Genomic DNA, 22,437 nt, shown 5'->3' on the forward strand with positions numbered 1-22,437 from the left:
CACCTCAGAGGGTGAGCGTGCGGCCATCGCGCTGAGGCTTCAGATAGAAATCGGGGCGGATGTTTTCAAGCATCCGCCCCGAGGCTCAACCCAGACCTGACGCGACCCGACAGGGCGTCAGGCGCTGACGCTGGCCGGGGCTTCCTTGTTGCGGTCGCCATGGATGTAGAGCGGCCGCGCCTTGCCCTCGACGACTTCGGGACCGATCACGACCTGCTCGACGGATTCGAGGCCCGGCAGGTCGTACATCGTCTCCAGGAGGATCGTCTCCAGGATAGAGCGCAGGCCACGGGCGCCGGTCTTCCGCTCGATCGCCTTGCGGGCGACCATGGAGAGCGCCTCTTCCTGGAAGGTCAGGTCGACGTTCTCCATCTCGAACAGGCGCTGGTACTGCTTGACCAGGGCGTTCTTGGGCTCCTGCAGGATGCGCTTCAGGGCGGTCTCGTCGAGGTCCTCGAGGGTCGCCAGCACGGGCAGGCGGCCGACGAACTCGGGGATGAGGCCGAACTTCAGCAGGTCCTCGGGCTCGACGTTGCGGAAGATCTCGCCGGTGCGGCGGTCGTCAGGGGCCTGCACGGTCGCGCCGAAGCCGATCGAGGTGCCCTTGCCGCGGGCCGAGATGATCCGCTCGAGGCCCGCGAAGGCGCCGCCGCAGATGAACAGGATGTTGGTGGTGTCGACCTGCAGGAACTCCTGCTGCGGATGCTTGCGGCCGCCCTGCGGAGGCACGGAGGCGACGGTGCCCTCCATGATCTTCAGCAGCGCCTGCTGCACGCCCTCGCCCGAGACGTCACGGGTGATCGACGGGTTGTCGGACTTGCGCGAGATCTTGTCGATCTCGTCGATGTAGACGATGCCGCGCTGCGCCCGCTCGACGTTGTAGTCGGAGGCCTGGAGCAGCTTGAGGATGATGTTCTCGACGTCCTCGCCGACGTAGCCGGCTTCCGTGAGGGTGGTGGCGTCCGCCATAGTGAACGGCACGTCGAGGATGCGGGCCAGGGTCTGGGCCAGCAGCGTCTTGCCCGAGCCGGTCGGCCCGATCAGCATGATGTTCGACTTCGCCAGCTCGACGTCGTTGTGCTTCGAGGCGTGAGCGAGGCGCTTGTAGTGGTTGTGGACCGCGACCGAGAGGACCTTCTTCGCGAAATCCTGACCGATGACGTAGTCATCGAGGACGCGGCGGATCTCCTTCGGGGTCGGGACCCCGTCGCGCGACTTCACCAGGGAGGACTTGGACTCCTCGCGGATGATGTCCATGCACAGTTCGACACACTCGTCGCAGATGAACACCGTCGGGCCCGCGATCAGCTTGCGGACCTCGTGCTGGCTCTTGCCGCAAAACGAGCAGTACAGCGTGCTCTTCGAGTCGTTGCCGCCAGTCTTGCTCATATCGGTCTCCGTTCGCGGGCATGGCGCCGGTCCGGGGCGCACACGCATCCTTCGAATTTAATGGCGTCCGCCTAAAGAAACAGTCACCTGCGCGCATCTGCCGGCTTCGATCAGACTGGCGATGCAAGCACGCGACCGCGACGGGATCAAGGCAGGCACCGAAAAAGCGCCCCGCCTCGAAACGACGCGCCGGGCCGGACAGCCCGGCGGTCCCGGTCGGGTTTAGGCGGCGACGGGCTCCGGCCGCTTCTGGATCACCTCGTCGATGAGCCCGAACTCCTTGGCGGCATCGGCCGTCATGAAGTTGTCGCGCTCGAGGGCCTGGACGATGGTGTCGTAGTCGCGGCCGGTGTGCTTCACGTAGATCTCGTTGAGGCGCTTCTTCAGGGCCTCGATCTCGCGGGCATGGATCAGGATGTCGGTGGCCTGGCCCTGGAAGCCGCCGGAGGGCTGGTGGACCATGATCCGGGCGTTCGGCAGGGCGAAGCGGTGGCCGGGCTCGCCGGCGGTGAGGAGCAGCGAGCCCATCGACGCGGCCTGGCCGACGCAGAGCGTGGTCACGGGGCAGCGGATGAACTGCATGGTGTCATAGATCGACAGGCCGGAGGTCACGACGCCGCCCGGCGAGTTGATGTAGAAGGAGATTTCCTTCTTCGGGTTCTCGGCCTCGAGGAACAGCAGCTGCGCGACGATCAGCGACGCGCCGTAATCCTCGACCGGGCCGGTGAGGAAGATGATGCGCTCGCGCAGCAGGCGCGAGTAGATGTCGAAGGCACGCTCACCGCGGCTCGACTGCTCGACCACCATGGGCACGAGCGCGCTGTTATAATAGTCGACCGGATCTCTCATCATCACGTGCCCCAGCTACAAGGGGTCCGGCCGCGCCACGAATCGGGCGCGCACCGGACGTTTCAGCGAACTACGGCGATGGTGAACATCGCCTTACTCTCGGCCCGCCGCCCTCGTGGGAGCAGCGAGGCTCAATCGGCCTTGGCGACGGCGGGCAGGCCCTCGTCGGTTCCGGCCGAGGCGGACTCGTCGGTCTCGCTCTTCGGCTCGGACTTGCCCTCGGCGTCGTCCTCGTCGGCGAACAGCGCCTCCTTCGAGACGGGCTCCTCGACCAGCTTCACCTGCGCGAGCACGTGGTCGACGACCTTCTCCTCGAAGATCGGCGCACGGAGCTCGGCGAGCGCCTGGGCATTCTTGCGGTAGAAGTCCCAGACCTGCTGCTCCTGGCCGGGATACTGCCGCACCCGGGCGATCAGCGCCTGGTTCACCTCGTCGTCCGAGACCTTGATATCGGCGGTCTCACCGACCTGCGCAAGCACCAAGCCGAGGCGGACGCGACGCTCGGCGATTTTGCGGTACTCGGCGGTCGCCTTCTCCTCGGTGGTGCCCTCGTCCTCGAAGGTCTTCTCGCGGGTCTTCAGGTCCTGCTCGACCTGGGCCCACACGGCGGCGAACTCCTGGTGGACGAGGCTCGGGGGCAGCTCGAAGGCGTACTTGGTGTCGAGGGCGTCGAGCAGGTCCTTCTTGAGCTTGCGGCGGGACTGCGCCTCGAAGTCGCTGCCGATGGCGGTGGAGACCGCCTCCTTGAGCTTCTCGAGGGATTCCATGCCGAAGGTCTTGGCGAGCTCGTCGTCGATCTTGGTCTCGCCGGGGGCCTGGATCGCCGTGACGGTCACGTCGAACTCGGCATCCTTGCCGGCGAGGTGGGCGGCGCCGTACGCCTCCGGGAAGGTCGACTTCACGACGCGCTGATCGCCGACCTTGGCGCCGACGAGCTGGTCCTCGAAGCCGGGGATGAACGAGCCGGAGCCGAGCTCCAGGTCGATGCCCTCGCCCTTGCCGCCGTCGAACTCGGTGCCGTCGATGCGACCGACGAAGTCGATGGTGACGCGGTCGCCGGTCTCGGCGGCGGCGCCGTCCTCGCGGGGCGCGAAGGAGCGGTTGGAGGAGGCCATGCGGGTGATGGCCTCATCGACCTCCGCGTCGGAGGGCGTGGCCACCTGCTTCGTCAGGCTGACGTCGGACAGGTCGACGAGCTCGAAGGTCGGCAGCACCTCGAGGGCGACGTTGAACGAGACGTCGTCCTTGGCGTCGAGGGCCCGCTCGACGATCGACTGCTCGCCGGGGAACTCGATCTTGGGCTCGAGGGCAAGCTTGAGATTGTTCTCCGTGACGATCTTCTGGTTCGCCTCGTTGACGGCGTTCTGCAGCACGTCGGCCATGACCGAGCGGCCGTAGAGCTTGCGCAGGTGCGCGACCGGCACCTTGCCGGGACGGAAGCCCTTGATCTGGGCCTTGTCCTTGAGGGTCGACAGCTCGCTGGTCAGGCGCTCCTCGAGCTCGTTCGCGGCGAGCAGGACCTGAAACTCGCGCTTCAGTCCCTGGGAGAGTGTCTCGGTCACCTGCATGGTCGTCTTTCCGCTGTCGTCCGTGTGATCGCGCAAATTCGGTTTGTCCCTCGCAGCCCGCCCTTGCGGGCCCCACGAGGTCGACGCCGGAATGATGCGCCGCCGGGGGCCGGCTTCCTGCAGCGGGCCGGCCGGCCATCGCACTGAGCCAATCCGTTCCCGATGGCGATGGACTGGTGCGGGCGGAGGGGCTCGAACCCCCACGTCTTGCGACACTGGAACCTAAATCCAGCGCGTCTACCAGTTCCGCCACGCCCGCAAGCGCCAACGCCCAGCGCGCTTTCCGCCGCCAGAGCGGGGTCCTATAGCACGCGCGCCACGGGCCGCAGCAAAAAAATCAGGGCTTGCCGCGGATCGTTCCCGGCACCGGCAGACGCCTCCGGACGACGATTTGGCGTCCGCCGAATCCGCATTCTACAAGCGCTGCCCGGACCACGAATACCGTCTGGACGCTCGCACCCGGTCCTGCCCTCCCCCGATACCGAGGTTTCATGCCGAACACCCGATCGCTCGTCCCGAACGATCCCGTCTCGGCCTCGCGCCGCGCCCTGCTGGGCGGCGTCGCGGCCCTGGCCCTGCTGCCCCGCGGCGCCCGCGCGCAGGGGACCAAGGCACCGCCGGCCCCCGCCGCAGTGCCGGGCGCCCCTGCGGCGGCGGGATCCGCCCGCGCCCTGACGGCGGCCCCCGGCACCCTGCGCCTGAAGCCCGAGCCGGCGGCCCCGACGCCGGTCTGGTCCTTCGACGGCCGGGCGACGCCCCCGGTGGTGCGGATCCGGCTCGGCGAGATGGCGCGGCTGAAGGTGGAGAACAGGACGGACAAGCCGCTCAGCCTGCACTGGCACGGGGTGCGCAACCAGAATCCCATGGACGGGGTCGGCGGCGTCACCCAGGCGCCGATCGCCCCGGGTGCCGACTTCACCTACGCGTTCGTGCCGCCGGATGCCGGCACCTTTCTGATTCGCCCCCTGGTGGTCGGCGGGTCGAGCGAGCCCTCGGGCCGGGGCCTCGCGGGCGCCCTGGTGGTCGAGGAGGCCACGCCCCCCGCCGTGGACCAGGACCTGACCCTGCTGATGCAGGACTGGCGGCTCGACGACGCCACCACCCTGCTGCCCTTCGGCCAACCGGTCTTCGCGGGGAGCTCCGGGCGCCTCGGCAGCCTCGTCACCCTGAACGGGGTGCCGGTGCCGGCCCCGATCACGGCCCGGCCGGGCAGCCGCCTGCGCCTGCGCCTCGGCAACGTCTGCAACGCCCGCGCCACCCGCATCCGCTTCGACGGCGTGAAGGTCTACGTTCTGGCGGTCGACGGCCAACCGACCGACACCTTCGAGCCCCTGCGGGCCACCCTGCCCTTCCCGCCCGGCACCCGCTACGACCTGATGCTCGACATGCCCACCGAGGCCGGCGCCAAGGGCGCGATCACGGCGCTGATCGGCAACGGCATCGCGCTCGCGACCCTTGCGGCGACGGATGAGGCCGCCGCACCGCCGCGGCCGCCGATCGCCAAGATCGGCGACAATCCGCTGCTGCCGGCGGAGGTGAAGCTTCAGAACGCGGTCCGGCGCGACATCACCATCACGGGCGGCGCCAGGGTCGACAAGGACAAGCCCGCCGCCGAGCCGGTCTATACCGGCGACCCTTCCCGGGTCTGGTCGGTAAACGGCGCCCCCGGCACTGCCGGGATGGCGCCCCTGTTCTCGGTCAAGCGCGGCCACGTGGTGGTGCTGGCGATCCGGAACGAGACCGCCTTCCCGCAATCGCTGCACCTGCACGGCCACGTCTTCCGGCTGCTCCACCCCCTCGACGACGGCTGGGAGCCCTACTGGCTCGACACCTTCCAGCTCCTCGAGGGCCGCACGGCGCGGATCGCCTTCAAGGCGGACAATCCCGGGCGCTGGCTGATCAGCGCCACGGTGCTGGAGCGTTTCGACACCGGTCTCTGGACCCTGTTCGAGGTCACCTAGGCCCCGAGCAGCGCGCCGAGGACCTCGGGCATCATGTCCGGCAGATCCTCGGCGATCAGGCCCGGCCCGTGGCGCAGACCGGCATCGCCGTGGAGCCAGACCGCCGCGGCGGCGGCCTCGAACGGCGCCATGCCCTGGGCCAGGAGCCCGGCGATGAGGCCGGCCAGGACGTCGCCGGCGCCGGCGGTGCCGAGATAGGGCGTGCCGTGATCGTTGATGGCGGCCCGGCCATCGGGGGCGGCGACGACGGTGTCGGCGCCCTTGAGGACCACGACGGCACCGGCCAGGGCAGCGGCCCGGCGGGCGCGCGCCAGCTTGTCCGCCTCCGGATCCACCGCGTCCGTCCCCTCGAACAGCCGGCCGAACTCGCCCTCGTGCGGGGTGAGCACCGCGGCGGAATCACCGTCGGAGAGGTGCGCCCCCAGGAGGGCCGCCTGTCCCTTGAAGCTCGTCAGGGCGTCGGCGTCGAGGACGAGGGTGCGCCCCGCCGCGGCGGCCACCGCCACGAGATCGCGGGTGCCCGCGCCGACCCCGAGACCCGGGCCGGCCAGGACCACGTTGAGGCGCTCGTCCACGAGGAGGTCGTCGAGGTCGTCGGCGCTGTCGCAGGCGCGCAGCATGATGGCGGTGCAGTGGGCGGCGTTCTCCGCCATCGCCGAGCTCGGCGAGACCAGGGTGACGAGGCCGGCACCGATCCGCAGCGCGGCGCGGGCCGCCATCCGGGCAGCCCCCGTGCGGGTGGCGGGCCCCGACAGGACGAGGGCGTGCCCGCGCGTGTACTTGTGGCTCGCAGCGCTCAGCCGCGGAAAGACCGCATCCCAGAGCCCGGGTCCGTTGCGCCAGGCCGGCGCAGCCCCGGCGAGGCCCGCCTCCAGGGCGTCCGCGCCGGTGCCGATCTCGGCCACCTGCAGGGTGCCGCAATGGCTCCGTCCGGGCTCAAGAAGATGCCCGGGCTTCAGGGCCACGAAGGTGACGGTCTCCGTGGCGCTCACCGCGACGCCGCGGACGGCGCCGGTATCCCCGTCGATCCCGCTCGGCACGTCGACGGCGAGGATGGGGCAGACGGCCTGCCCGAGCCGTTCCACCAGGGCGGCGACGGCCCCCTCGAGGTCGCGCGCGAGGCCTGCGCCGAACAGCGCGTCGACGACGAGGCCGTAGGCCGAGAGGTCGCCGACCGCCGAAAGCTCGGACACTGGTCCGGTCCAGCCCTTCGCCGCCTCAGCCGCATCCCCGGACAGCGCGCTGGGCGGCACCAGCCCGGCGAGGTCGACCGGATGGCCGGCCTCGGCGAGGCGGCGGGCCGCCACGTAGCCGTCGCCGCCGTTGTTGCCCGGCCCGCACAGGACCAGGATGCGGGCCCCCGCCCCGGCCAGTGCGCGGGCGCGCTCGGCCACGGCGGCCCCGGCCCGCTCCATCAGGGCGAGACCGGGGGTTCCGGCCGCGATCGCGGCCGCATCGACCCGGCGCATCGCCTCGACGTTGAGCAGACGCAGGCTGGTCATGGGGGTTTTCTCCTGGGATGCATGCCGGGATTTTTGCCCGGCTGCTCGTCTGAGGCTCACGAAACCGCCTCAGGCCGGGCTTCCGCTCAAACGATTTGCGGCACGTGCTTGGTTGTTGTGCAGTTTTCCGCCCTTACCGAACAAATCGGCGTGGCGAAGGCCGGACGGCGATGATACCAACGATGGATCAAGCAGCATCGAGGTCAGGCCCGCCCGGCATGAAGAAGATCGAAGCGATCATCAAGCCTTTCAAACTGGACGAGGTGAAGGAAGCTCTGCAGGAGGTTGGCCTCCAGGGCATCACCGTGATCGAGGCGAAGGGCTTCGGGCGCCAGAAAGGGCACACCGAGCTCTATCGCGGGGCCGAGTACGTGGTCGACTTCCTGCCCAAGGTGAAGCTCGAGATCGTCCTGTCGGACGCCCTCGTGGAGGGCGCCGTCGAGGCGATCCGCAAGTCGGCCCAGACCGGCCGCATCGGCGACGGCAAGATCTTCGTCTCCACCATCGAGGAAGCCATCCGCATCCGCACCGGCGAGACCGGCACCGACGCGATCTGAGGCGTCGGGCCTCCGGGCCACGCGGCGGGACCCGCACCCCGAGGACGAGCGTGACGCCGGGAAGAAAGTCGGGAAGCGGCAGGCTGCTTCGACGCGCGACAGTCCTGACCTTAGGGGCGGCGACGCCGTCTCGAGGAACCGTCCGCCGCCCCGGTACGCCGCCGAGCGTACCCCGAAGCCCGGCGGTCCGGCGCGCCTCGTCACGATCACCCGATTTCGTCACGCCCTCCCGGACCGGCCCCATCGGGCGAAAGACAGATCTAAGTTTCTGTTTTTGCGAATCTTCTCCCGGTCGCTCCGCGGCGGGCGGCGTGAAATTGCGCTGGCCGGAAGGCTTCAGCTGCGCTAAACGCTCGACGCCCAAGACCCTTCCGCTCTGCGGCGCGCCGGTGCCCGCTGCGGCAAAACCACGGCCGCAACGGGCCGAGACATGAAGGAGACCCCCAAGGATGGCCAAGACTGCAGCCGACGTCTTGAAGGAAATCAGGGACAACGACGTCAAGTACGTCGACCTTCGGTTCACCGATCCGCGCGGTAAGTGGCAGCACGTCACGTTCGACGTCTCCCTCATCGACGACGAGATGTTCTCCGAAGGCACGATGTTCGACGGCTCGTCGATCGCCGGCTGGAAGGCCATCAACGAATCCGACATGCTGCTGATGCCCGACCCGGCGACCGCCTGCATGGACCCGTTCTTCTCGGCCTCGACCATGTCGATCGTCTGCGACGTGCTCGAGCCCTCCACGGGCGCGCCCTACAGCCGCGACCCGCGCAGCACCGCCAAGCTGGCCGAAGCCTTCCTCAAGTCCACCGGCATCGGCGACACCATCTATGTCGGCCCCGAGGCCGAATTCTTCGTGTTCGACGACGTCAAGTTCGGCTCCGACCCGTATCACACCGGCTTCCAGCTCGACTCGACCGAGCTGCCGACCAACGGCTTCACCGACTACGAGGGTGGCAACCTCGGCCACCGCGTCGCCACCAAGGGCGGCTACTTCCCGGTGCCGCCGCAGGATTCGGCGCAGGACATGCGCGGCGAAATGCTGGCCGCCATGCAGTCCATGGGCGTGAAGGTCGAGAAGCACCACCACGAGGTGGCCTCCGCTCAGCACGAGCTGGGGATGAAGTTCGACACCCTGACGCTGCTCGCCGACCACATGCAGATCTACAAGTACTGCATCCATCAGGTCGCCCAGAGCTACGGCAAGACGGCGACGTTCATGCCCAAGCCGGTCTACGGCGACAACGGCTCGGGCATGCACGTGCACCAGTCGATCTGGAAAGACGGCAAGCCGCTCTTCGCCGGCGACAAGTATGCCGACCTTTCGCAGGAGTGCCTCTGGTACATCGGCGGCATCATCAAGCACGCCAAGGCGCTGAACGCCTTCACCAACCCGTCGACCAACTCCTACAAGCGGCTGGTGCCCGGCTACGAGGCTCCCGTGCTGCTCGCCTACTCGGCGCGCAACCGCTCGGCCTCCTGCCGCATTCCGTGGACGACGAACCCGAAGGCCAAGCGCGTCGAGGTCCGCTTCCCCGACCCGATGGCGAACCCCTACCTCGCCTTCTCGGCCCTGCTGATGGCCGGCCTCGACGGCATCATCAACAAGATCGATCCGGGCGCGGCCATGGACAAGGATCTCTACGACCTGCCCCCGCGCGAGCTGAAGAAGATCCCCACCGTCTGCGGTTCGCTCCGCGAAGCCCTGCAGAACCTCGACCGCGACCGCGCGTTCCTGAAGGCCGGCAACGTCTTCACCGACGACCAGATCGACTCCTTCATCGAGCTGAAGATGACCGAGGTCATGCGCTACGAGATGACCCCGCACCCGGTCGAGTTCACGATGTACTACTCGCTCTGAGCGCGTGTGCCGGGCCGCGCGCCCGGCTCACCGGACGACGACGCAACGCCGGAGCCTCACGGGGGCTCCGGCGTTTCGCGTTTCCGCGGGCCGGCCTCGATACCGCGCCGCACGGTCCGGGCGTCGGTTGTCCGGGAGGGACCGGGCCCACGGAACCATGGCGGCTCCGGCGCGCTTGCCGCCCCGACGCGGAGACCGGGACCGAGATGCAGCGGGACGACCAGACTCCTCGATCCCGGCGCAGCGACCGCCTGGAGCGTGCCAATGCCCTGGTGCAGACCCTGGCGATCCTCGCCGCCGGCGCCTGGGCGGTCTACACCTTCATCTATGAGGCCCGGATCAAGCCGGCCCTGGAGCCGCCCGCCGTCTCGGTGACGACGAGCCTCGTTCGGGCAGGAGAGCGCGACCGGCACGTGGCCATCCGCTCCACCGTGACGCGCAAGAACGTCGGCCAGACCGGCGTGCGCGTGCTCGGCCTCGTCTACAACGTCACCGGGGTGCGGGTGCGCTTCGATGCGGCGCCCAGCGGCACGCCAGCGGGCGAACGCGCGCCCGCCGATCGCACCACCACGGCGCGCGCCTACGGCTTCACGGGTCCCGGCGAGGCGATCCTGCGCGAGGGCCGACTCTTCGCCGGCGCCACCGAAGCGGGGGGCGAACCCTCCGACCTGAATCCCGGCGAATCGGTCTCGCGCGATCTCATCGTGTACGCCGACCGTGACCGTTTCGACTTCGTCCGCTTCGAGGTCAGCCTCGTCTATACCAAGGGCGAGGAGCCCCCGGTGCTCCTGACTTTCGAGACAGTTCCGGACGGCACCCTTGCGCTGAAGGCCAAGGCGAATTGCCAAGCGGAACCGCAGACCTGTGAGCGGCTGAAGAGCACGGATTTCGGCACCGAATTCTCGCTCTGGTAAGACGCGCTCGACACGCGTGGTTATCCACAGTCCTGCGGCAGTTTTGCAGGGAACATGGGTCACGCGGGTGATCTTCATCTGAGGCTGCGGGCGTATCGCCAAGGCCGCCATCACCGCCTCGTCAGGCACTTGGTTGGTCTTGCTTGTGTCTGAATTCGGACATCGACGCATCGCAGCACGATGATGATGGTCGAGATTTCGAGTTGCTATGCTTCTACCTCCCGATGACACGTCGCATCCCCTGGCTCAGCGCTTCCGGGACTTCATTCGCCATCGCCCCTTCCCCTGCGTCGGCGCCAAATCGGCCCTGTCGCGCGGGGGCATGACCCTGGTGGTGGCCCGGGGCATCGGGACCCCGGCCGACGATGCCCGGATCTACGCGGCCCTCCTGGCCTTCGTCTGGCGCTACCGTCAGGCGCCGGAGCTGTTCCAGAGCTTCGCGGTGCTGTTCGACGGCGAGGCACCGGATTCGGAGGAAGGATTCGAGGCCGCCCTGTGGACGCGGGTGCAGGCCCTCACCGACCGCGACGGCCAACTCGGCCAGCCGCATGATTCCCGCGTCGCCGCCGACCCGGAGGACCCGCATTTCTCGGTGAGCCTCGGGGGCGAAGGCTTCTTCATCGTCGGTCTGCATCCCGCGGCGAGCCGCCTCGCCCGCCGCTTCGCGGCCCCGGCCCTGGTGTTCAACCTGCACGACCAGTTCCAGCGCCTGCGGGCGGAGGGGCGCTACGAACGCCTGCGCGACAGCATCGTCGCCCGCGACGTCGCCCTGGCCGGAACCGCGAACCCGATGCTGGCCGACCATGGCGAGCGCTCCGCCGCACGCCAGTTCAGCGGTCGCGCGGTGCCGGACGATTGGACCTGCCCGTATCAGCGCCGTGCCGAGCCGGCGGCCTGGGACGGCGACGAGGTGATCGCCGCCCTGCGCAACGGCGCCTTCGTGGCCGAAGGCATGGAGGGCTGAGGATGGAAGCACGCAGCGCCGCCCCCGCATTCCCCGAGGTCGCGCCCGAGGCGCTGCTCGCCCTGACGCGGGCGGTGCGCGAGACGGGCTACCGCTTCACCACGGTGACCCCCGCCACCCATGCCCGGGTGAACGCGCGGGCCGAGAACCGACGCGCGCAGACCCTGCGCGACGTGCTCGGCTGGAGCCGGCCGTTCACGCCTGATCTCCTGCCGCCCGATCTCCTCGCCACCCTCGAACGGGCCGGCGCCGCGATCCGAGACGGCGCGGTATGGCGCCCGACGGTCCGGCTCTCCAGCCTGGATGGCGAGCTCTTCCTGCATTCGGCCTACCCGCCGAGCGCCGCCGACGCGGTGTTCTTCGGTCCCGACACCCTGCGCTTCGTCTCGGGGGTGCTCGCGCACCTCGCCGAGCGGACGACACCGGTGCGGCGTGCGGTCGATATCGGCTGCGGCTCCGGCGCGGCCGGCATCTGCATCGCCAAGCGGGCACCGGAGGCGGCGGTCTCCCTGGTCGACATCAACCCGGCCGCCCTGCGTGCCGCCGAAGTGAATGCCGCGGCGGCGGGGGTCGGCAACATCCACCTGCACCGGAGCGACATGCTCCAGGCGGTGCAAGGGGACTTCGACCTCATCGTCTCGAACCCGCCCTTCATGATCGACCGCGGCGCACGAGCCTATCGCCACGGCGGCGGCCCCCTCGGCGCCGGGCTCTCGCTGCGCGTCGTCGAGGCGGCCCGCGAGCGCCTCGCACCGGGCGGCAGCCTCGTGCTGTTCACCGGCGCGGCGATCGTCGACGGCGAGGACCCGTTCCGCCAAGCCGCCGGCGGCCTGTGCGAGGCGGCGGGGCTCACATGGGAGTACCGGGAGTTCGATCCCGACGCCTACGGCGAGGAGTTGGAAGACCCGGCCTATGCCGGCGTCGAGCGCATCGCCCTCGTGATCCTCACGGCAACGCGCGCATGAGCATGGCGATAGAGCCGCAGCCCGCCGAGTCCGACCGCGCCGAGTCCCAACGTGCCGAGTTCCTGCGCGATGCCCGGGCCGGGCTCTCGGCCGAGCCGCGGACGCTGCCGGGCAAGTATCTCTGGGACGCGATCGGCTCCGATCTGTTCGACTGCATCTGTCACACCCGCGACTATTACCCGACCCGGCGCGAGATGGCGCTGCTGCCGGAGGTGGCTCTCGCGGTGGCGGCGGACGTGGGGCCGGGGGCCACCGTGGTGGAGTTCGGCAGCGGTGCCAGCCGCAAGATCCGCACCCTCCTGGATGCCCTCGATCGGCCCGCGGCCTACATCGCCGTGGACATTTCCGGCGACTATCTCGCCGAGGCGATCCGGCGGCTGGCTCCGGACTACCCGCAGGTGGCCATGCAGGCGATCTGCGCCGACTACGCCAAGCCGTTCACCCTTCCCCTGCCGGCAGGGGGCGGGCCGGTCCTCGGATTCTTCCCGGGCACCAGCATCGGCAACTTCACGCCCGCGGAAGCCGGCGCCTTCCTGGCCCGGGCTCGGGACGCCCTCGGCGACTGCCTCTTCCTCGTGGGTGCCGACCCCACCGTCGACCCCGACATCCTGCGGGTCGCCTATGGCGGTGCCGACGGGCTGATGGACGCCTTCCATCGCAACATCCTGGTGCGGATGAACCGGGAGCTCGGCGCCGAATTCGACACCGACGCCTTCGCCCAAGCCGTCCGGCTCTGCGACGCCCCTTTCCGGGTCGAGGCGCACCTCGTGGCGCAGCGGGCCACCACGGCGCGGCTCGACGGTACCGATTTCGCCTTCGCGTCCGGCGACAGCATCCGCACCGACACCTCGCACAAGTACACGCCGGAGGCCTTCGCGGCCCTGGCGACCGCGAACGGCTGGACGCCGGTGCGGCATTGGGCCGGCGCGGAGGGTGGCTTCAGCCTGCATCTGCTCCGGGGCTGACCGTCAGGGGCCGAGCCGCGGAGCGAACCACGTCGGAAGAGCACAGCACGTCGGGAGACGACCCCGGGAGACAACCAATGGCACAGCAGATTCCGGTCTCGCACGAGGCCGTCATCACGGACCGCGACTTCGAGGATCACGACCGCGGCGGCGCGGGCGGCGGCACCCATCCCGTCGCCGAGGATCTCGCCTATCGCCGCCTCGCCCTCGTCAACGTGATCCTGGCGGGGCCGCCGGATGCCGGGGACCGGGGCTGGGTGCTGATCGATGCCGGGATCCCCGGCTCGCGTCGCTGGATCGAGGCTGCCGCGGCCGCGCGGTACGGCACCGGGGCGCGGCCCTCCGCCATCGTTCTCACCCACGGCCATTTCGACCATGTGGGCGTGCTGGAGGATCTGGCCGAGGCCTGGGACGTGCCGGTCTACGCCCACGCCCTGGAGCGGCCCTACCTCGACGGTTCGGCCGCCTACCCGACGCCCGACCCAAGCGTCGGCGGCGGCCTGATGGCACGGATCGCTCCGCTCTATCCGACGCGCCCGGTGGACGTCTCGAAGCGCCTGCGCCTGCTGCCCGAGGATGGCAGCGTGCCGCCGATGCCGGGTTGGCGCTGGATCCACACGCCGGGGCACGCGCCCGGCCATGTCTCCCTCTGGCGCGAGGGCGACCGAACCCTGATCGCTGGCGACGCCTTCGTGACCACGGCGCAGGAATCCGCCTACGCGGTGGCGACGCAGGCGCCCGAGCTGCACGGCCCGCCCATGTACCTGACCACCGACTGGGCGGCAGCACGGCACTCCGTCGAGATCCTTGCCGCCCTGAAGCCGGAGCGAGCCGTCACCGGGCATGGGCGCCCGCTCCAGGGACCGGAGCTGCGCCGCGCCCTCGACGCGCTGGCGCAGGATTTCGACCGCATTGCAGTGCCGAAGCAGGGCCGTTACGTTGCCAAGCCGGCGACGGCTGCAGAGGGCTCGGCCTATCGCGAACCCTGACGCGCCGGGCGCCTCGTCACGCAAACTTGCGCAAGATATCTCCGCGTACGGCGATCCGATCTCGGACTTTCCCGGCGCCTTGGCGTAAGCAGGCTGCAAAGGCCGCCGCTTCCGCGGGAAGGCCTGCACGATCGTGCGAGGAGTGAAACGTCATGCGGATGTCCCACCGCGCCGCTGCCCTGAGCGCCGGCCTGTTCTTCGCGGCCCTGGCCGTGCCCGGTACCACCTGGGCCGCCGCGGGCGACGATGCCGCCGAGCGCGACGCGCGCTGGAAGGAACTGCAGCAATCGATCTTCGGAGATCGTCCGGTCGAAACCGCCAAGCCACTGGTGCGGATGGACTTGCCGGACCGGGCCAACGACGCCTCCCTCGTGCCCCTGACCATGACGATCGCCGACAAGGATCGGATCAAGGGCCTCTACCTCGTCATCGACGACAACCCGGCGCCCCTCGCCGCCCACTTCACCTTCGGTCCCGCGGCCGATCCGGAGGAACTGAAGCTGCGCATCCGGGTCAACACCTACACCAACGTCCACGCGGTCGCGGAGACCAAGGACGGGGCGCTGGTGCAGACCACCCAGTTCGTGAAGGCCTCCGGCGGCTGCTCGGCGCCCATGGGTATGACCGACGAAGAAGCGATGAAGGGCATGGGCGACATGCGCCTGAAATTCGCGGATGCGGCCCCGGGCAAACCCATCTCTGCGACCCTGATGATCCGCCATCCGAACTTCACCGGCCTGCAGATGAACCAGGTCAGCCGCGAGTACACGCCCGCGCGCTACATCAACCGGATCAGCGTCACCTATGGCAGCAAGAACGTCTTCGTGATGGAGGGCGATATCTCGATCTCGGCCAATCCGGTGATCAACTTCGCCATGCTGCCGGAGGGCAAGGGCCCGGTCACGGTGGTGACGCAGGATAACCAGGGCGGACGCTGGGAGCACAGCTTCGATGCACCGGTCGCCAGCAACTGAGCGCCTCCGCCGCGCCGCGGCGGCTGTCTCGGTCGCTTGCCTCGTCGCTTGCCTGGCGGCCACGGTTCTGACCGCGGCCGCCCCGGCGGACTCGCCGGTCGACGTGCCCGAACCCGCCGGCCTGTGGGAGGGCGCGCTCCAGGGCTACACCCCCAAGTCCCTCGCGGGTGCCACGGTGGTGGACGGGCCTCGGCTCGACGCCCTCCTGGCGGCCGGGCCGGCCGTGCTGATCGATGTGTCGGAGGCCGACCCGACGCCGCCGAACCCGCCGGCCGGACGCCTGTGGCGGCCGATCCACCGGGCGATCCCGGAGAGCATCTGGCTGCCGGGGGCGGGATCGGGGACCCTCTCGGCGCCCGAGCAGGTCGCCCTCGCCGCCCGGATCGCGGCCCTGACGCAGGGGGACCGCGGCCGGGCGATCGTGACCTACTGTCACCCGGATTGCTGGGGCAGCTGGAACCTCGGCAAGCGCCTCGTCCATCTCGGCTACCGCAACGTGCATTGGTATCCGGAGGGGATCGAGGGCTGGCAGGACCGGCACGACACGGCGGCGATCCACCCCGACGAAATCTGGACGCGACGCGCCAAGGACGGCGCAGGGCCCTGAGGCCCGATTCACTCCAAGCCGAGGCTAGGCCTTCCATGCTGTACCGCCGCTCGCTTCTCGCCCTCCTGGCGCTCGCACCCCTCGCCCTTGCGGGACCGGCCGCGGCCGCCGAACCGGTGCCGTTCACGCCCGAGGCCTTCGCGGCCGCGCAGAAGGCGGGCAAGCCGATCCTCGTCGAGGTCAGCGCGCCCTGGTGCCCGATCTGCAAGACCCAGAAGCCGATCCTGGCCACGCTCGCCGAGCAGCCCCGGTTCAAGGACCTCGTCATCTTCGATGTCGATTTCGACACCCGGAAGGACGTGCTGCGGCAGTTCAATGCCCGCATGCAGAGCACCCTGATCGCCTTCAAGGGCGAGACCGAGACCGGCCGCTCGGTGGGCGAGACCCAGCCCGAGTGGATCGAGGGTCTCGTCGAGAAGACGCTCTAGGACGCCGCGGTGGGCACCAGCCTGGGACTGGCCTTCCTCGCCGGCCTGCTGTCGGTGCTCTCGCCCTGCGTGCTGCCGCTGCTGCCGCTGGTCCTCGGTGCCGCAGCCTCCGAGCACCGCTTCGGGCCCCTGGCGCTTGCCGGGGGCCTGGCCCTGTCGTTCGTGGCGATCGGCCTGTTCGTGGCCACGATCGGCTTCGGCCTCGGGCTCGACACCGGGATCTTCCGGACGGGCGCCGCCTTCCTGATGATCCTGTTCGGCCTGGTGCTGATGCACCCGGCGGCACAGACGCGTCTCGCGGTCGCCGCCGGTCCGCTGAGCAACTGGACCGAGACGCGCTTCGGCGGGCTCTCGACCGCCGGCCTCTCGGGACAGTTCGGCGTCGGCCTTCTCCTGGGCGCGGTCTGGAGCCCCTGCGTCGGGCCGACCCTCGGGGCTGCCTCGCTCCTGGCCTCCCAGGGACACGACCTCGGCGCCGTCGCTCTTACCATGTTCCTGTTCGGCCTCGGGGCCGCCCTTCCCCTATGCGTCCTGGGCACCCTGTCCCGCGCCACCCTGGTGGGTTGGCGCGACCGGATGATGAGCCTCGGCAAGGGCCTCAAGGTCGCCCTCGGCCTCATCCTCGTGGTGACGGGGCTCGCGATCGTGCTCGGCGCCGACAAGGCGCTGGAAACACTCCTCGTCGACGCTTCCCCCGACTGGCTCACGCGGCTGACTACGCGGTTCTGACGGCAGGGCTGTCCGGGCGGCGGGCTTGGTGGCCGCCGCCACCCGGGCGTATCCAGGGACGGCATCCCCCGGAGGTCATCCCATGTCCCTCGTCGTCCCCGTCATTCTCGGCTCCGTCCGCTCCGACCGGCAGGGCCTGCGCGCCGCCCGCTTCGTCATCCGCGAACTGGAGAGCCGCGGCCTCGAGGCGCCGCTGGTGGACCCGGCCGTGCTGAAGCTCCCGCTCCTCGACCGGATGTACAAGGAATACCCCAAGGGTGAGGCGCCGGCCGTCCTCGAGGATCTGGCCACCCTGTACCGGCGCGCGGACGCCTTCCTGGTCGTCTCGGCCGAGTACAACCACGCGATCCCGCCCGCCCTGTCGAACACCCTCGACCATTTCCTGGAGGAGTATTCCTGGCGGCCCTCCGGCATCGTCTGCTACTCGGCCGGCCAGTACGGCGGTGTGCGCGCGGCGATGCAGCTCCGGGCGATGATGGCCGAGCTCGGCGCCTCGAGTATCCCCTCTCTCCTGCCGATCCCGCGCATCGGCAAGGCCCTGGACGAGGCCGGTGCGGCCCAGGACGATTGGCTGCCGAAGGCGGCGAAGCGCTTCCTCGACGAATTGGTCTGGTACGCCGAGGCCCTGCAAGCCCGGCGGGCGAAGGGAACGCCCTACTGAGGCGCGTCGGGACCCGGTCTGGCGCGAGCCTTGCCCCAGGGTCCGGGTCGATTTCCTCATGCCGAGTGCCCCTCATGTCCGAGACCACCACGGAACTTCGTACGCTTCTCGCCAACCTCGTGCGAGCCGCCCTGATGTCGGACGACCGGGCGAGCGCCCTCTGGCGCGAAGCCGCCCGGCAGGGTCAGGCGGGTCTGGCCGCCGAACCGGCCAGGCTCGCAGGCTTGAACGTCGAGGGCTTCTGGACCCTGGCGGTCAGGGAGGCCGAGGCACCCGAGTATCGTGCGGCCGAGTCGCAGGTGGAGTTCGGCTTCCCAGCGCTCTGCCCGTTCACCCTGGCCGAACTCACCGCGCCCGCCTTCGACGTCGATGCGGCGGTCGAGCGCCTGCGGAAGTCCGCCGCCACCGGCTGAACCATGTTGAGGGCCGAGCCCACGCCGTTGCCGGGGCGGGGTCCAGCGCCCATGTTAAGGACCTGTCGTCGGGTCGCGCTCCCGCCCCCGGCGAGACACGTCCTCTTCGCGTATGGCTTCGCGCCCGCGCAGCGAGCCGGATCCCTTGGCAAAACGCATCAATCCCAATCCCGGCGCCGCCGGCCTTCCCTCCCGCGAGCAGATCCTCGCCTTCATCGCCGCCTCCACCGAGAAGGTCGGCAAGCGCGAGATCGCTTCGGCCTTCAACATCAAGGGTGCCGACCGGATCGGCCTCAAGCGCATCCTGAAGGAGATCGAGGAGGACGGCGCCATCGCCCGCGGTCGCGGCGGCCTCGCACCCTCCGGCCGCCTGCCGCCCGTGGTGCTCGCCGACATCACCGCCCGGGACCGCGACGGTGAGTTCCTGGCAAGTCCCGCCGAGTGGGATATCGGCAACGGCGCTGCCCCGAAGATCACCGTCGCTACGCCCCGCGGCGGGAAGCGCCCGGGCCAGCCGGCGCCGGGCATCGGTGACCGCGTCCTCATGCGGGTCGAGGCCAGTGCCGGCGAGCCGGGCCGCTACACCGGCCGCGTCATCAAGGTGCTGGGCAAGAACAAGTCCGACATTATCGGCATCTTCCGCGCCGGCCCCGAGGGTGGACGGATCATCCCCGTGGAGAAGCGGGCGCAGGGCCGGGAGGTCGCGATTCCCGCCGGCGAGGAGGGGGACGCCCGCGACGGCGACCTCGTCAGCGTCACCCTTCAGCGCGAGAGCCGCTTGGGCCTGCCCCAGGGCCGGGTGCGCGAGCGCCTCGGCTCCCTCGGCTCGGAGAAGGCGATCAGCCTGATCGCCCTGCATCTCCACCACATCCCCCACGTCTTCGCCGCTGCCACCCTGGCGGAAGCCGACGCCGTGGTGCCGGTGGGCCTCGACGGACGCGAGGACTGGCGCGAGGTGCCGCTCCTGACCATCGACCCGCCGGATGCCAAGGATCACGACGACGCCGTGATGGCGAACCCCGATCCCGACCCGGCCAATCCGGGCGGGTTCGTCGTCACCGTGGCCATCGCCGACGTCGCCGCCTACGTGCGCCCGGGTTCGGCCCTCGACCGCGAGGCGCTCCTGCGGGGAAATTCGGTCTACTTCCCCGACCGGGTCGTGCCGATGCTGCCGGAGCGCATCTCCAACGACCTCTGCTCCCTGCGCGAGGCCGAGGACCGGCCGGCCCTGGCCGTCCGTATCGTGATCGATGCCGAGGGCGCCAAGCGCCGGCACAGTTTCCACCGGGTGATGATGCGCTCGCGGGCCAAGCTCAGCTACGCCCAGGCCCAGGCCGCCATCGACGGCTTCGCCGACGAGACCACCGCTTCCCTGCTCGAGCCCGTGCTGCGTCCGCTCTGGGCTGCCTACGAGGCTCTGCGCCGGGCCCGCGACGCCCGCGGACCGCTGGCGCTCGACCTGCCGGAGCGCAAGGTGCTGCTCACGACGAACGGGGCGGTCGATCGCGTGGTGGTCCCGGCCCGCCTCGACGCGCACCGGCTCATCGAGGAGTTCATGATCCAGGCCAACGTCGCGGCGGCCGAGACCCTGGAGCAGGCGCGCCAACCCCTGATCTACCGGGTGCACGACGAGCCGGCCCTGGAGAAAATGCGGGCGCTCGGCGAGGTCCTCGCCTCCATCGGCATCAAGCTGCCGAAGGAGGGCATCCTGCGACCCGCCCTGTTCAACCGCATCCTTGCCACCGTGGCCGAGACTGAGCACGCCATCTTCATCAACGAAGTCGTGCTGCGCTCCCAGGCGCAGGCGGTCTACGCCGCGCAGAATCTCGGCCATTTCGGGCTCAACCTCCGGCGCTACGCGCACTTCACCTCGCCGATCCGGCGCTACGCCGACCTCATCGTGCACCGGGCCCTGATCACCGCCTGCCGCCTCGGCTCGGACGGCCTGTCCTCGGAGATGTCCGTGGCCGCCCTCGACCAGATCGGAGAGCAGATCTCGGCGGCCGAGCGCCGGGCCATGGCAGCCGAGCGGGAGACCATCGACCGCCTCATCGCCCATCACCTCGCCGACCGGGTCGGCGCGACCTTCACCGGGCAGATCTCCGGCGTCACCCGCTCCGGGCTGTTCATCAAGCTCGATGAGACCGGGGCCGACGGCTTCGTGCCGATCTCCACTATCGGGGCCGACTATTATCGGCACGACGAGGCCAAGCATGCCCTGGTGGGTGAGCGCTCGGGCGAGACCCATCGGCTGGGCGACCGGGTCGAGGTCCGCCTGGTGGAGGCGGCCGCGGTGGCCGGAGCACTGCGCTTCGAATTGCTGTCGGAGGGACAGGCACGGCCGGAACGCGGAACGCGCCCCGGGCCGAACCGCTCGGTTCGCAAGCCCGGCGCTCCCGGCCGGCCGGCCGGCATCCGCAATACCGGGTCGCGCCACCGCGGCTCGCGTCGCTGAGGCGAAGGGTCTAGGCTGAGCGCCATGCGAGGAGTCGAGATGACCGATACCGTCGAGCCGGGCCAGGCCGAACGCACCCCGCTCCTGCGTGCGATGGGACGCGGCTTCCTCGGCCGCTGCCCCCATTGTGGCGCGGGCCGCATCTTCGGAAAATTCCTCAAGGTCCGGCCGCATTGCGACGTCTGCAGCCTCGAACTGTCGCATCACCGGGCCGACGACCTGCCGCCCTACATCGTCATCTTCATCGTCGGTCACATCGTCGGGTACTTCCTCCTCGAGAGCGAGATGAATTACGACGTGCCCCTCTGGTTTCAGCTGACCTTCTGGCCCCTCGTCACGCTGCTCGGATCGCTGGCGCTGCTGCAGCCGGTGAAGGGCGCAGTGGTCGGGCTGCAATATGCGCTTGGCATGCACGGCTTCGCCACGCTACCGGTGCCGGGCGCGGCGACGGGGCCGCAGGGCGAGGAGAGGCCGCATGGACCAGCCGACGGGCGTGCCGCCGACCGAGCGGCCGGATTCGGTCCCGCCTGAGGCGTCAGCCCGCAAGGCGGCCCTGAGACCGCGCAACGCCGCGACCCTGATCCTGCTCGACCGGAGCAAGCGTGCACTCCGGATTCTGATGGGGCGCCGGCATGCCAGCCTCGCCTTCATGCCCGGCAAGTTCGTCTTTCCCGGAGGCCGGATCGAACCGGGCGACCGGCACATGCCGGTGGCCGGCGCGCTGTCGGCGCGCAGCAACGACGCCCTGGCGGTGAAGGTCGCAAGGGGGGGTGAAGGCCTCGGGCGCGTGCTCGCCCTCGCGGCGATCCGCGAGACCTACGAGGAGACCGGCCTACTGCTCGGAACCCGCGATTACGGCCCCCCGGATACCGCCCCGGCCGGCACCTGGAGCGCCTTTCGCGAGGCCGCCATCCTTCCGGATCTCGAGGCCCTGCACTTCGTCGCCCGGGCGATCACCCCGCCGGGCCGCCCGCGCCGGTTCGACACCCGCTTCTTCGCGGCGGACCGGACTGCCATCGCCGATGAGATCCCTGGCGTCGTCTCGCCCGACGCGGAACTGGTGGAACTCGTCTGGGTGAGCTTCACCGAGGCGCGCGCTCTCGATCTGCCTCGGATTACTCGGGTCGTCCTCGACGACCTTGAGGCGCAGGCTCAGGGAGGCTTCGCGCCCTACCGGACCATTCCGTATTATTACGAGCGCAATGGCAAGCCTCAGCGCGAAACGCTGTAGGCGGAACCGCTTTCCTCTCGACGCCGTTGATGAACAACAGATCGTGAGGAAGGAACCAGTCGATGTTGAAGGGCGGATTGCTTTGGCTGATCGGTATCCCGATCCCCATCATCCTGTTGATCTACTTTTTCACGTCTTGGTTGCGGTAGGCATGTGAAGCGACTAAACGCCGAAAAGCCCGCCCTGGTTTTCACCGGGGCGGGCTTTTGTTCGCCTAGGCCTAGAACGCCGAGCGGCCCGTCGCGTGTGTTGTGCGACGGGCCTCTTAGCGTTTGTGTTTGGTTGCGGGGACAGGATTTGAACCTGTGACCTTCAGGTTATGAGCCTGACGAGCTACCGGGCTGCTCCACCCCGCGCCACCTTGGATCGCTTGGAGGGAATGGCTCGGTGTGAGCGTCACTTGTTCTGTGCAGGTCTGGCGGCGACCGACTCTCCCGTGTCTTGAGACACAGTA

The 22,437-nt window shown here is 69.7% G+C and carries 21 protein-coding genes and 2 tRNA genes; 17 read left to right on the plus strand and 6 right to left on the minus strand.

All coding sequences use genetic code 11. The features are described 5' to 3' along the window. Positions 1-117: 117 nt before the first annotated feature. The 4 genes from clpX to CRT23_RS04445 form a co-directional block, all read right to left on the minus strand. The gene (gene clpX / locus CRT23_RS04430; protein ID WP_055955375.1) at positions 118-1,389 is read right to left on the minus strand and encodes an ATP-dependent Clp protease ATP-binding subunit ClpX; all 1,272 of its coding nucleotides are present in this window, start codon (positions 1,387-1,389) and stop codon (positions 118-120) included. A gap of 222 nt (positions 1,390-1,611) precedes the next feature. Next, positions 1,612-2,238: an ATP-dependent Clp protease proteolytic subunit gene (locus CRT23_RS04435; RefSeq protein WP_055955505.1), complete on the minus strand. Its 627-nt coding sequence runs from the start codon at positions 2,236-2,238 to the stop codon at positions 1,612-1,614. 131 nt (positions 2,239-2,369) lie between these two features. Further along, on the minus strand, positions 2,370-3,806 hold the full coding sequence (gene tig, locus CRT23_RS04440; protein ID WP_103708782.1) for a trigger factor: 1,437 nt from the start codon (positions 3,804-3,806) through the stop codon (positions 2,370-2,372). Between the two features lie 174 nt (positions 3,807-3,980). Next, a tRNA-Leu gene (locus CRT23_RS04445) sits at positions 3,981-4,065 on the minus strand. Between the two features lie 232 nt (positions 4,066-4,297). Here CRT23_RS04445 and CRT23_RS04450 point away from each other — a divergent pair. After that, a complete protein-coding gene (locus CRT23_RS04450) occupies positions 4,298-5,767 on the plus strand; it encodes a multicopper oxidase family protein (RefSeq protein ID WP_103708748.1) in 1,470 nt (489 codons plus the stop codon). Here the strand turns inward: CRT23_RS04450 and CRT23_RS04455 are convergent. Beyond that, complete coding sequence (locus tag CRT23_RS04455; RefSeq protein WP_103708749.1) at positions 5,764-7,269, minus strand: NAD(P)H-hydrate dehydratase; 1,506 nt, start codon at positions 7,267-7,269, stop codon at positions 5,764-5,766. The two genes, CRT23_RS04450 and CRT23_RS04455, sit on opposite strands and share 4 nt — an antisense overlap. Before the next feature lie 218 nt (positions 7,270-7,487). Here CRT23_RS04455 and CRT23_RS04460 point away from each other — a divergent pair, with 218 nt between their 5' ends. From CRT23_RS04460 to CRT23_RS04535, 16 genes are all read left to right on the plus strand, one after another. Next, a complete protein-coding gene (locus tag CRT23_RS04460) occupies positions 7,488-7,826 on the plus strand; it encodes a P-II family nitrogen regulator (protein WP_003600526.1) in 339 nt (112 codons plus the stop codon). Between the two features lie 449 nt (positions 7,827-8,275). Continuing rightward, a complete protein-coding gene (gene glnA, locus CRT23_RS04465; RefSeq protein WP_055955386.1) occupies positions 8,276-9,688 on the plus strand; it encodes a type I glutamate--ammonia ligase in 1,413 nt (470 codons plus the stop codon). Between the two features lie 206 nt (positions 9,689-9,894). Further along, a complete protein-coding gene (locus CRT23_RS28355) occupies positions 9,895-10,602 on the plus strand; it encodes a hypothetical protein (RefSeq protein WP_181017250.1) in 708 nt (235 codons plus the stop codon). 208 nt (positions 10,603-10,810) lie between these two features. Then, a complete protein-coding gene (gene gntA, locus CRT23_RS04475) occupies positions 10,811-11,566 on the plus strand; it encodes a guanitoxin biosynthesis heme-dependent pre-guanitoxin N-hydroxylase GntA (RefSeq protein WP_103708751.1) in 756 nt (251 codons plus the stop codon). Between the two features lie 2 nt (positions 11,567-11,568). Then, positions 11,569-12,531 (plus strand): methyltransferase, encoded by a 963-nt coding sequence (locus CRT23_RS04480; RefSeq protein WP_103708752.1) that lies wholly within the window; start codon positions 11,569-11,571, stop codon positions 12,529-12,531. Then, the gene (gene egtD, locus CRT23_RS04485) at positions 12,528-13,496 is read left to right on the plus strand and encodes an L-histidine N(alpha)-methyltransferase (protein WP_103708753.1); all 969 of its coding nucleotides are present in this window, start codon (positions 12,528-12,530) and stop codon (positions 13,494-13,496) included. Before CRT23_RS04480 ends, egtD begins: the two co-directional genes overlap by 4 nt. Positions 13,497-13,573: 77 nt before the next feature. Beyond that, entirely contained in the window at positions 13,574-14,485 is a 912-nt protein-coding gene (locus CRT23_RS04490; protein ID WP_103708754.1) for an MBL fold metallo-hydrolase, read from the plus strand. 152 nt (positions 14,486-14,637) lie between these two features. Beyond that, positions 14,638-15,459, plus strand: a complete 822-nt coding sequence (locus CRT23_RS04495) for a quinoprotein dehydrogenase-associated SoxYZ-like carrier (RefSeq protein ID WP_103708755.1) — start codon at positions 14,638-14,640, stop codon at positions 15,457-15,459. Beyond that, positions 15,437-16,066: a rhodanese-like domain-containing protein gene (locus CRT23_RS04500; protein WP_103708756.1), complete on the plus strand. Its 630-nt coding sequence runs from the start codon at positions 15,437-15,439 to the stop codon at positions 16,064-16,066. The genes CRT23_RS04495 and CRT23_RS04500 overlap by 23 nt, the downstream gene beginning before the upstream one ends. 35 nt (positions 16,067-16,101) lie before the next feature. Then, positions 16,102-16,494, plus strand: coding sequence for a thioredoxin family protein (locus CRT23_RS04505; RefSeq protein ID WP_055955405.1), 393 nt, complete (start codon positions 16,102-16,104; stop codon positions 16,492-16,494). 9 nt (positions 16,495-16,503) lie between these two features. Then, positions 16,504-17,223: a cytochrome c biogenesis protein CcdA gene (locus tag CRT23_RS04510; RefSeq protein WP_103708757.1), complete on the plus strand. Its 720-nt coding sequence runs from the start codon at positions 16,504-16,506 to the stop codon at positions 17,221-17,223. 82 nt (positions 17,224-17,305) lie between these two features. Beyond that, on the plus strand, positions 17,306-17,884 hold the full coding sequence (locus CRT23_RS04515; protein WP_103708758.1) for an NAD(P)H-dependent oxidoreductase: 579 nt from the start codon (positions 17,306-17,308) through the stop codon (positions 17,882-17,884). 74 nt (positions 17,885-17,958) lie between these two features. Beyond that, positions 17,959-18,297: a hypothetical protein gene (locus tag CRT23_RS04520; RefSeq protein WP_103708759.1), complete on the plus strand. Its 339-nt coding sequence runs from the start codon at positions 17,959-17,961 to the stop codon at positions 18,295-18,297. Positions 18,298-18,442: 145 nt separating this feature from the next. Beyond that, positions 18,443-20,752, plus strand: a complete 2,310-nt coding sequence (rnr, locus tag CRT23_RS04525) for a ribonuclease R (RefSeq protein WP_103708783.1) — start codon at positions 18,443-18,445, stop codon at positions 20,750-20,752. A gap of 39 nt (positions 20,753-20,791) precedes the next feature. Beyond that, complete coding sequence (locus tag CRT23_RS04530) at positions 20,792-21,283, plus strand: DUF983 domain-containing protein (RefSeq protein ID WP_103708760.1); 492 nt, start codon at positions 20,792-20,794, stop codon at positions 21,281-21,283. Further along, entirely contained in the window at positions 21,228-21,983 is a 756-nt protein-coding gene (locus CRT23_RS04535) for an NUDIX hydrolase (protein ID WP_103708761.1), read from the plus strand. The genes CRT23_RS04530 and CRT23_RS04535 overlap by 56 nt, the downstream gene beginning before the upstream one ends. A 279-nt stretch (positions 21,984-22,262) precedes the next feature. Here the strand turns inward: CRT23_RS04535 and CRT23_RS04540 are convergent. Continuing rightward, positions 22,263-22,339: transfer RNA gene (locus tag CRT23_RS04540), tRNA-Met, on the minus strand. Positions 22,340-22,437 lie beyond the last annotated feature (98 nt).

Origin of the sequence: Methylobacterium sp. V23 (assembly GCF_002917135.1) — a bacterium.
Classification (GTDB): Bacteria; Pseudomonadota; Alphaproteobacteria; order Rhizobiales; family Beijerinckiaceae; genus Methylobacterium.

Coding starts and splice junctions, on each gene's coding strand:
- CRT23_RS04495 (WP_103708755.1), top strand. CDS start 14,638: ATGCGGATGTCCCACCGCGCCGCTGCCCTGAGCGCCGGCCTGTTCTTC.
- CRT23_RS04515 (WP_103708758.1), top strand. CDS start 17,306: ATGTCCCTCGTCGTCCCCGTCATTCTCGGCTCCGTCCGCTCCGACCGG.
- CRT23_RS04535 (WP_103708761.1), top strand. CDS start 21,228: ATGGACCAGCCGACGGGCGTGCCGCCGACCGAGCGGCCGGATTCGGTC.
- CRT23_RS04505 (WP_055955405.1), top strand. CDS start 16,102: ATGCTGTACCGCCGCTCGCTTCTCGCCCTCCTGGCGCTCGCACCCCTC.
- glnA (WP_055955386.1), top strand. CDS start 8,276: ATGGCCAAGACTGCAGCCGACGTCTTGAAGGAAATCAGGGACAACGAC.
- clpX (WP_055955375.1), bottom strand. CDS start 1,389: ATGAGCAAGACTGGCGGCAACGACTCGAAGAGCACGCTGTACTGCTCG.
- tig (WP_103708782.1), bottom strand. CDS start 3,806: ATGCAGGTGACCGAGACACTCTCCCAGGGACTGAAGCGCGAGTTTCAG.
- CRT23_RS28355 (WP_181017250.1), top strand. CDS start 9,895: ATGCAGCGGGACGACCAGACTCCTCGATCCCGGCGCAGCGACCGCCTG.
- CRT23_RS04460 (WP_003600526.1), top strand. CDS start 7,488: ATGAAGAAGATCGAAGCGATCATCAAGCCTTTCAAACTGGACGAGGTG.
- CRT23_RS04435 (WP_055955505.1), bottom strand. CDS start 2,238: ATGAGAGATCCGGTCGACTATTATAACAGCGCGCTCGTGCCCATGGTG.
- gntA (WP_103708751.1), top strand. CDS start 10,811: ATGCTTCTACCTCCCGATGACACGTCGCATCCCCTGGCTCAGCGCTTC.
- CRT23_RS04455 (WP_103708749.1), bottom strand. CDS start 7,269: ATGACCAGCCTGCGTCTGCTCAACGTCGAGGCGATGCGCCGGGTCGAT.
- CRT23_RS04480 (WP_103708752.1), top strand. CDS start 11,569: ATGGAAGCACGCAGCGCCGCCCCCGCATTCCCCGAGGTCGCGCCCGAG.
- CRT23_RS04520 (WP_103708759.1), top strand. CDS start 17,959: ATGTCCGAGACCACCACGGAACTTCGTACGCTTCTCGCCAACCTCGTG.
- egtD (WP_103708753.1), top strand. CDS start 12,528: ATGAGCATGGCGATAGAGCCGCAGCCCGCCGAGTCCGACCGCGCCGAG.
- CRT23_RS04500 (WP_103708756.1), top strand. CDS start 15,437: ATGCACCGGTCGCCAGCAACTGAGCGCCTCCGCCGCGCCGCGGCGGCT.
- CRT23_RS04450 (WP_103708748.1), top strand. CDS start 4,298: ATGCCGAACACCCGATCGCTCGTCCCGAACGATCCCGTCTCGGCCTCG.
- CRT23_RS04490 (WP_103708754.1), top strand. CDS start 13,574: ATGGCACAGCAGATTCCGGTCTCGCACGAGGCCGTCATCACGGACCGC.
- CRT23_RS04530 (WP_103708760.1), top strand. CDS start 20,792: ATGACCGATACCGTCGAGCCGGGCCAGGCCGAACGCACCCCGCTCCTG.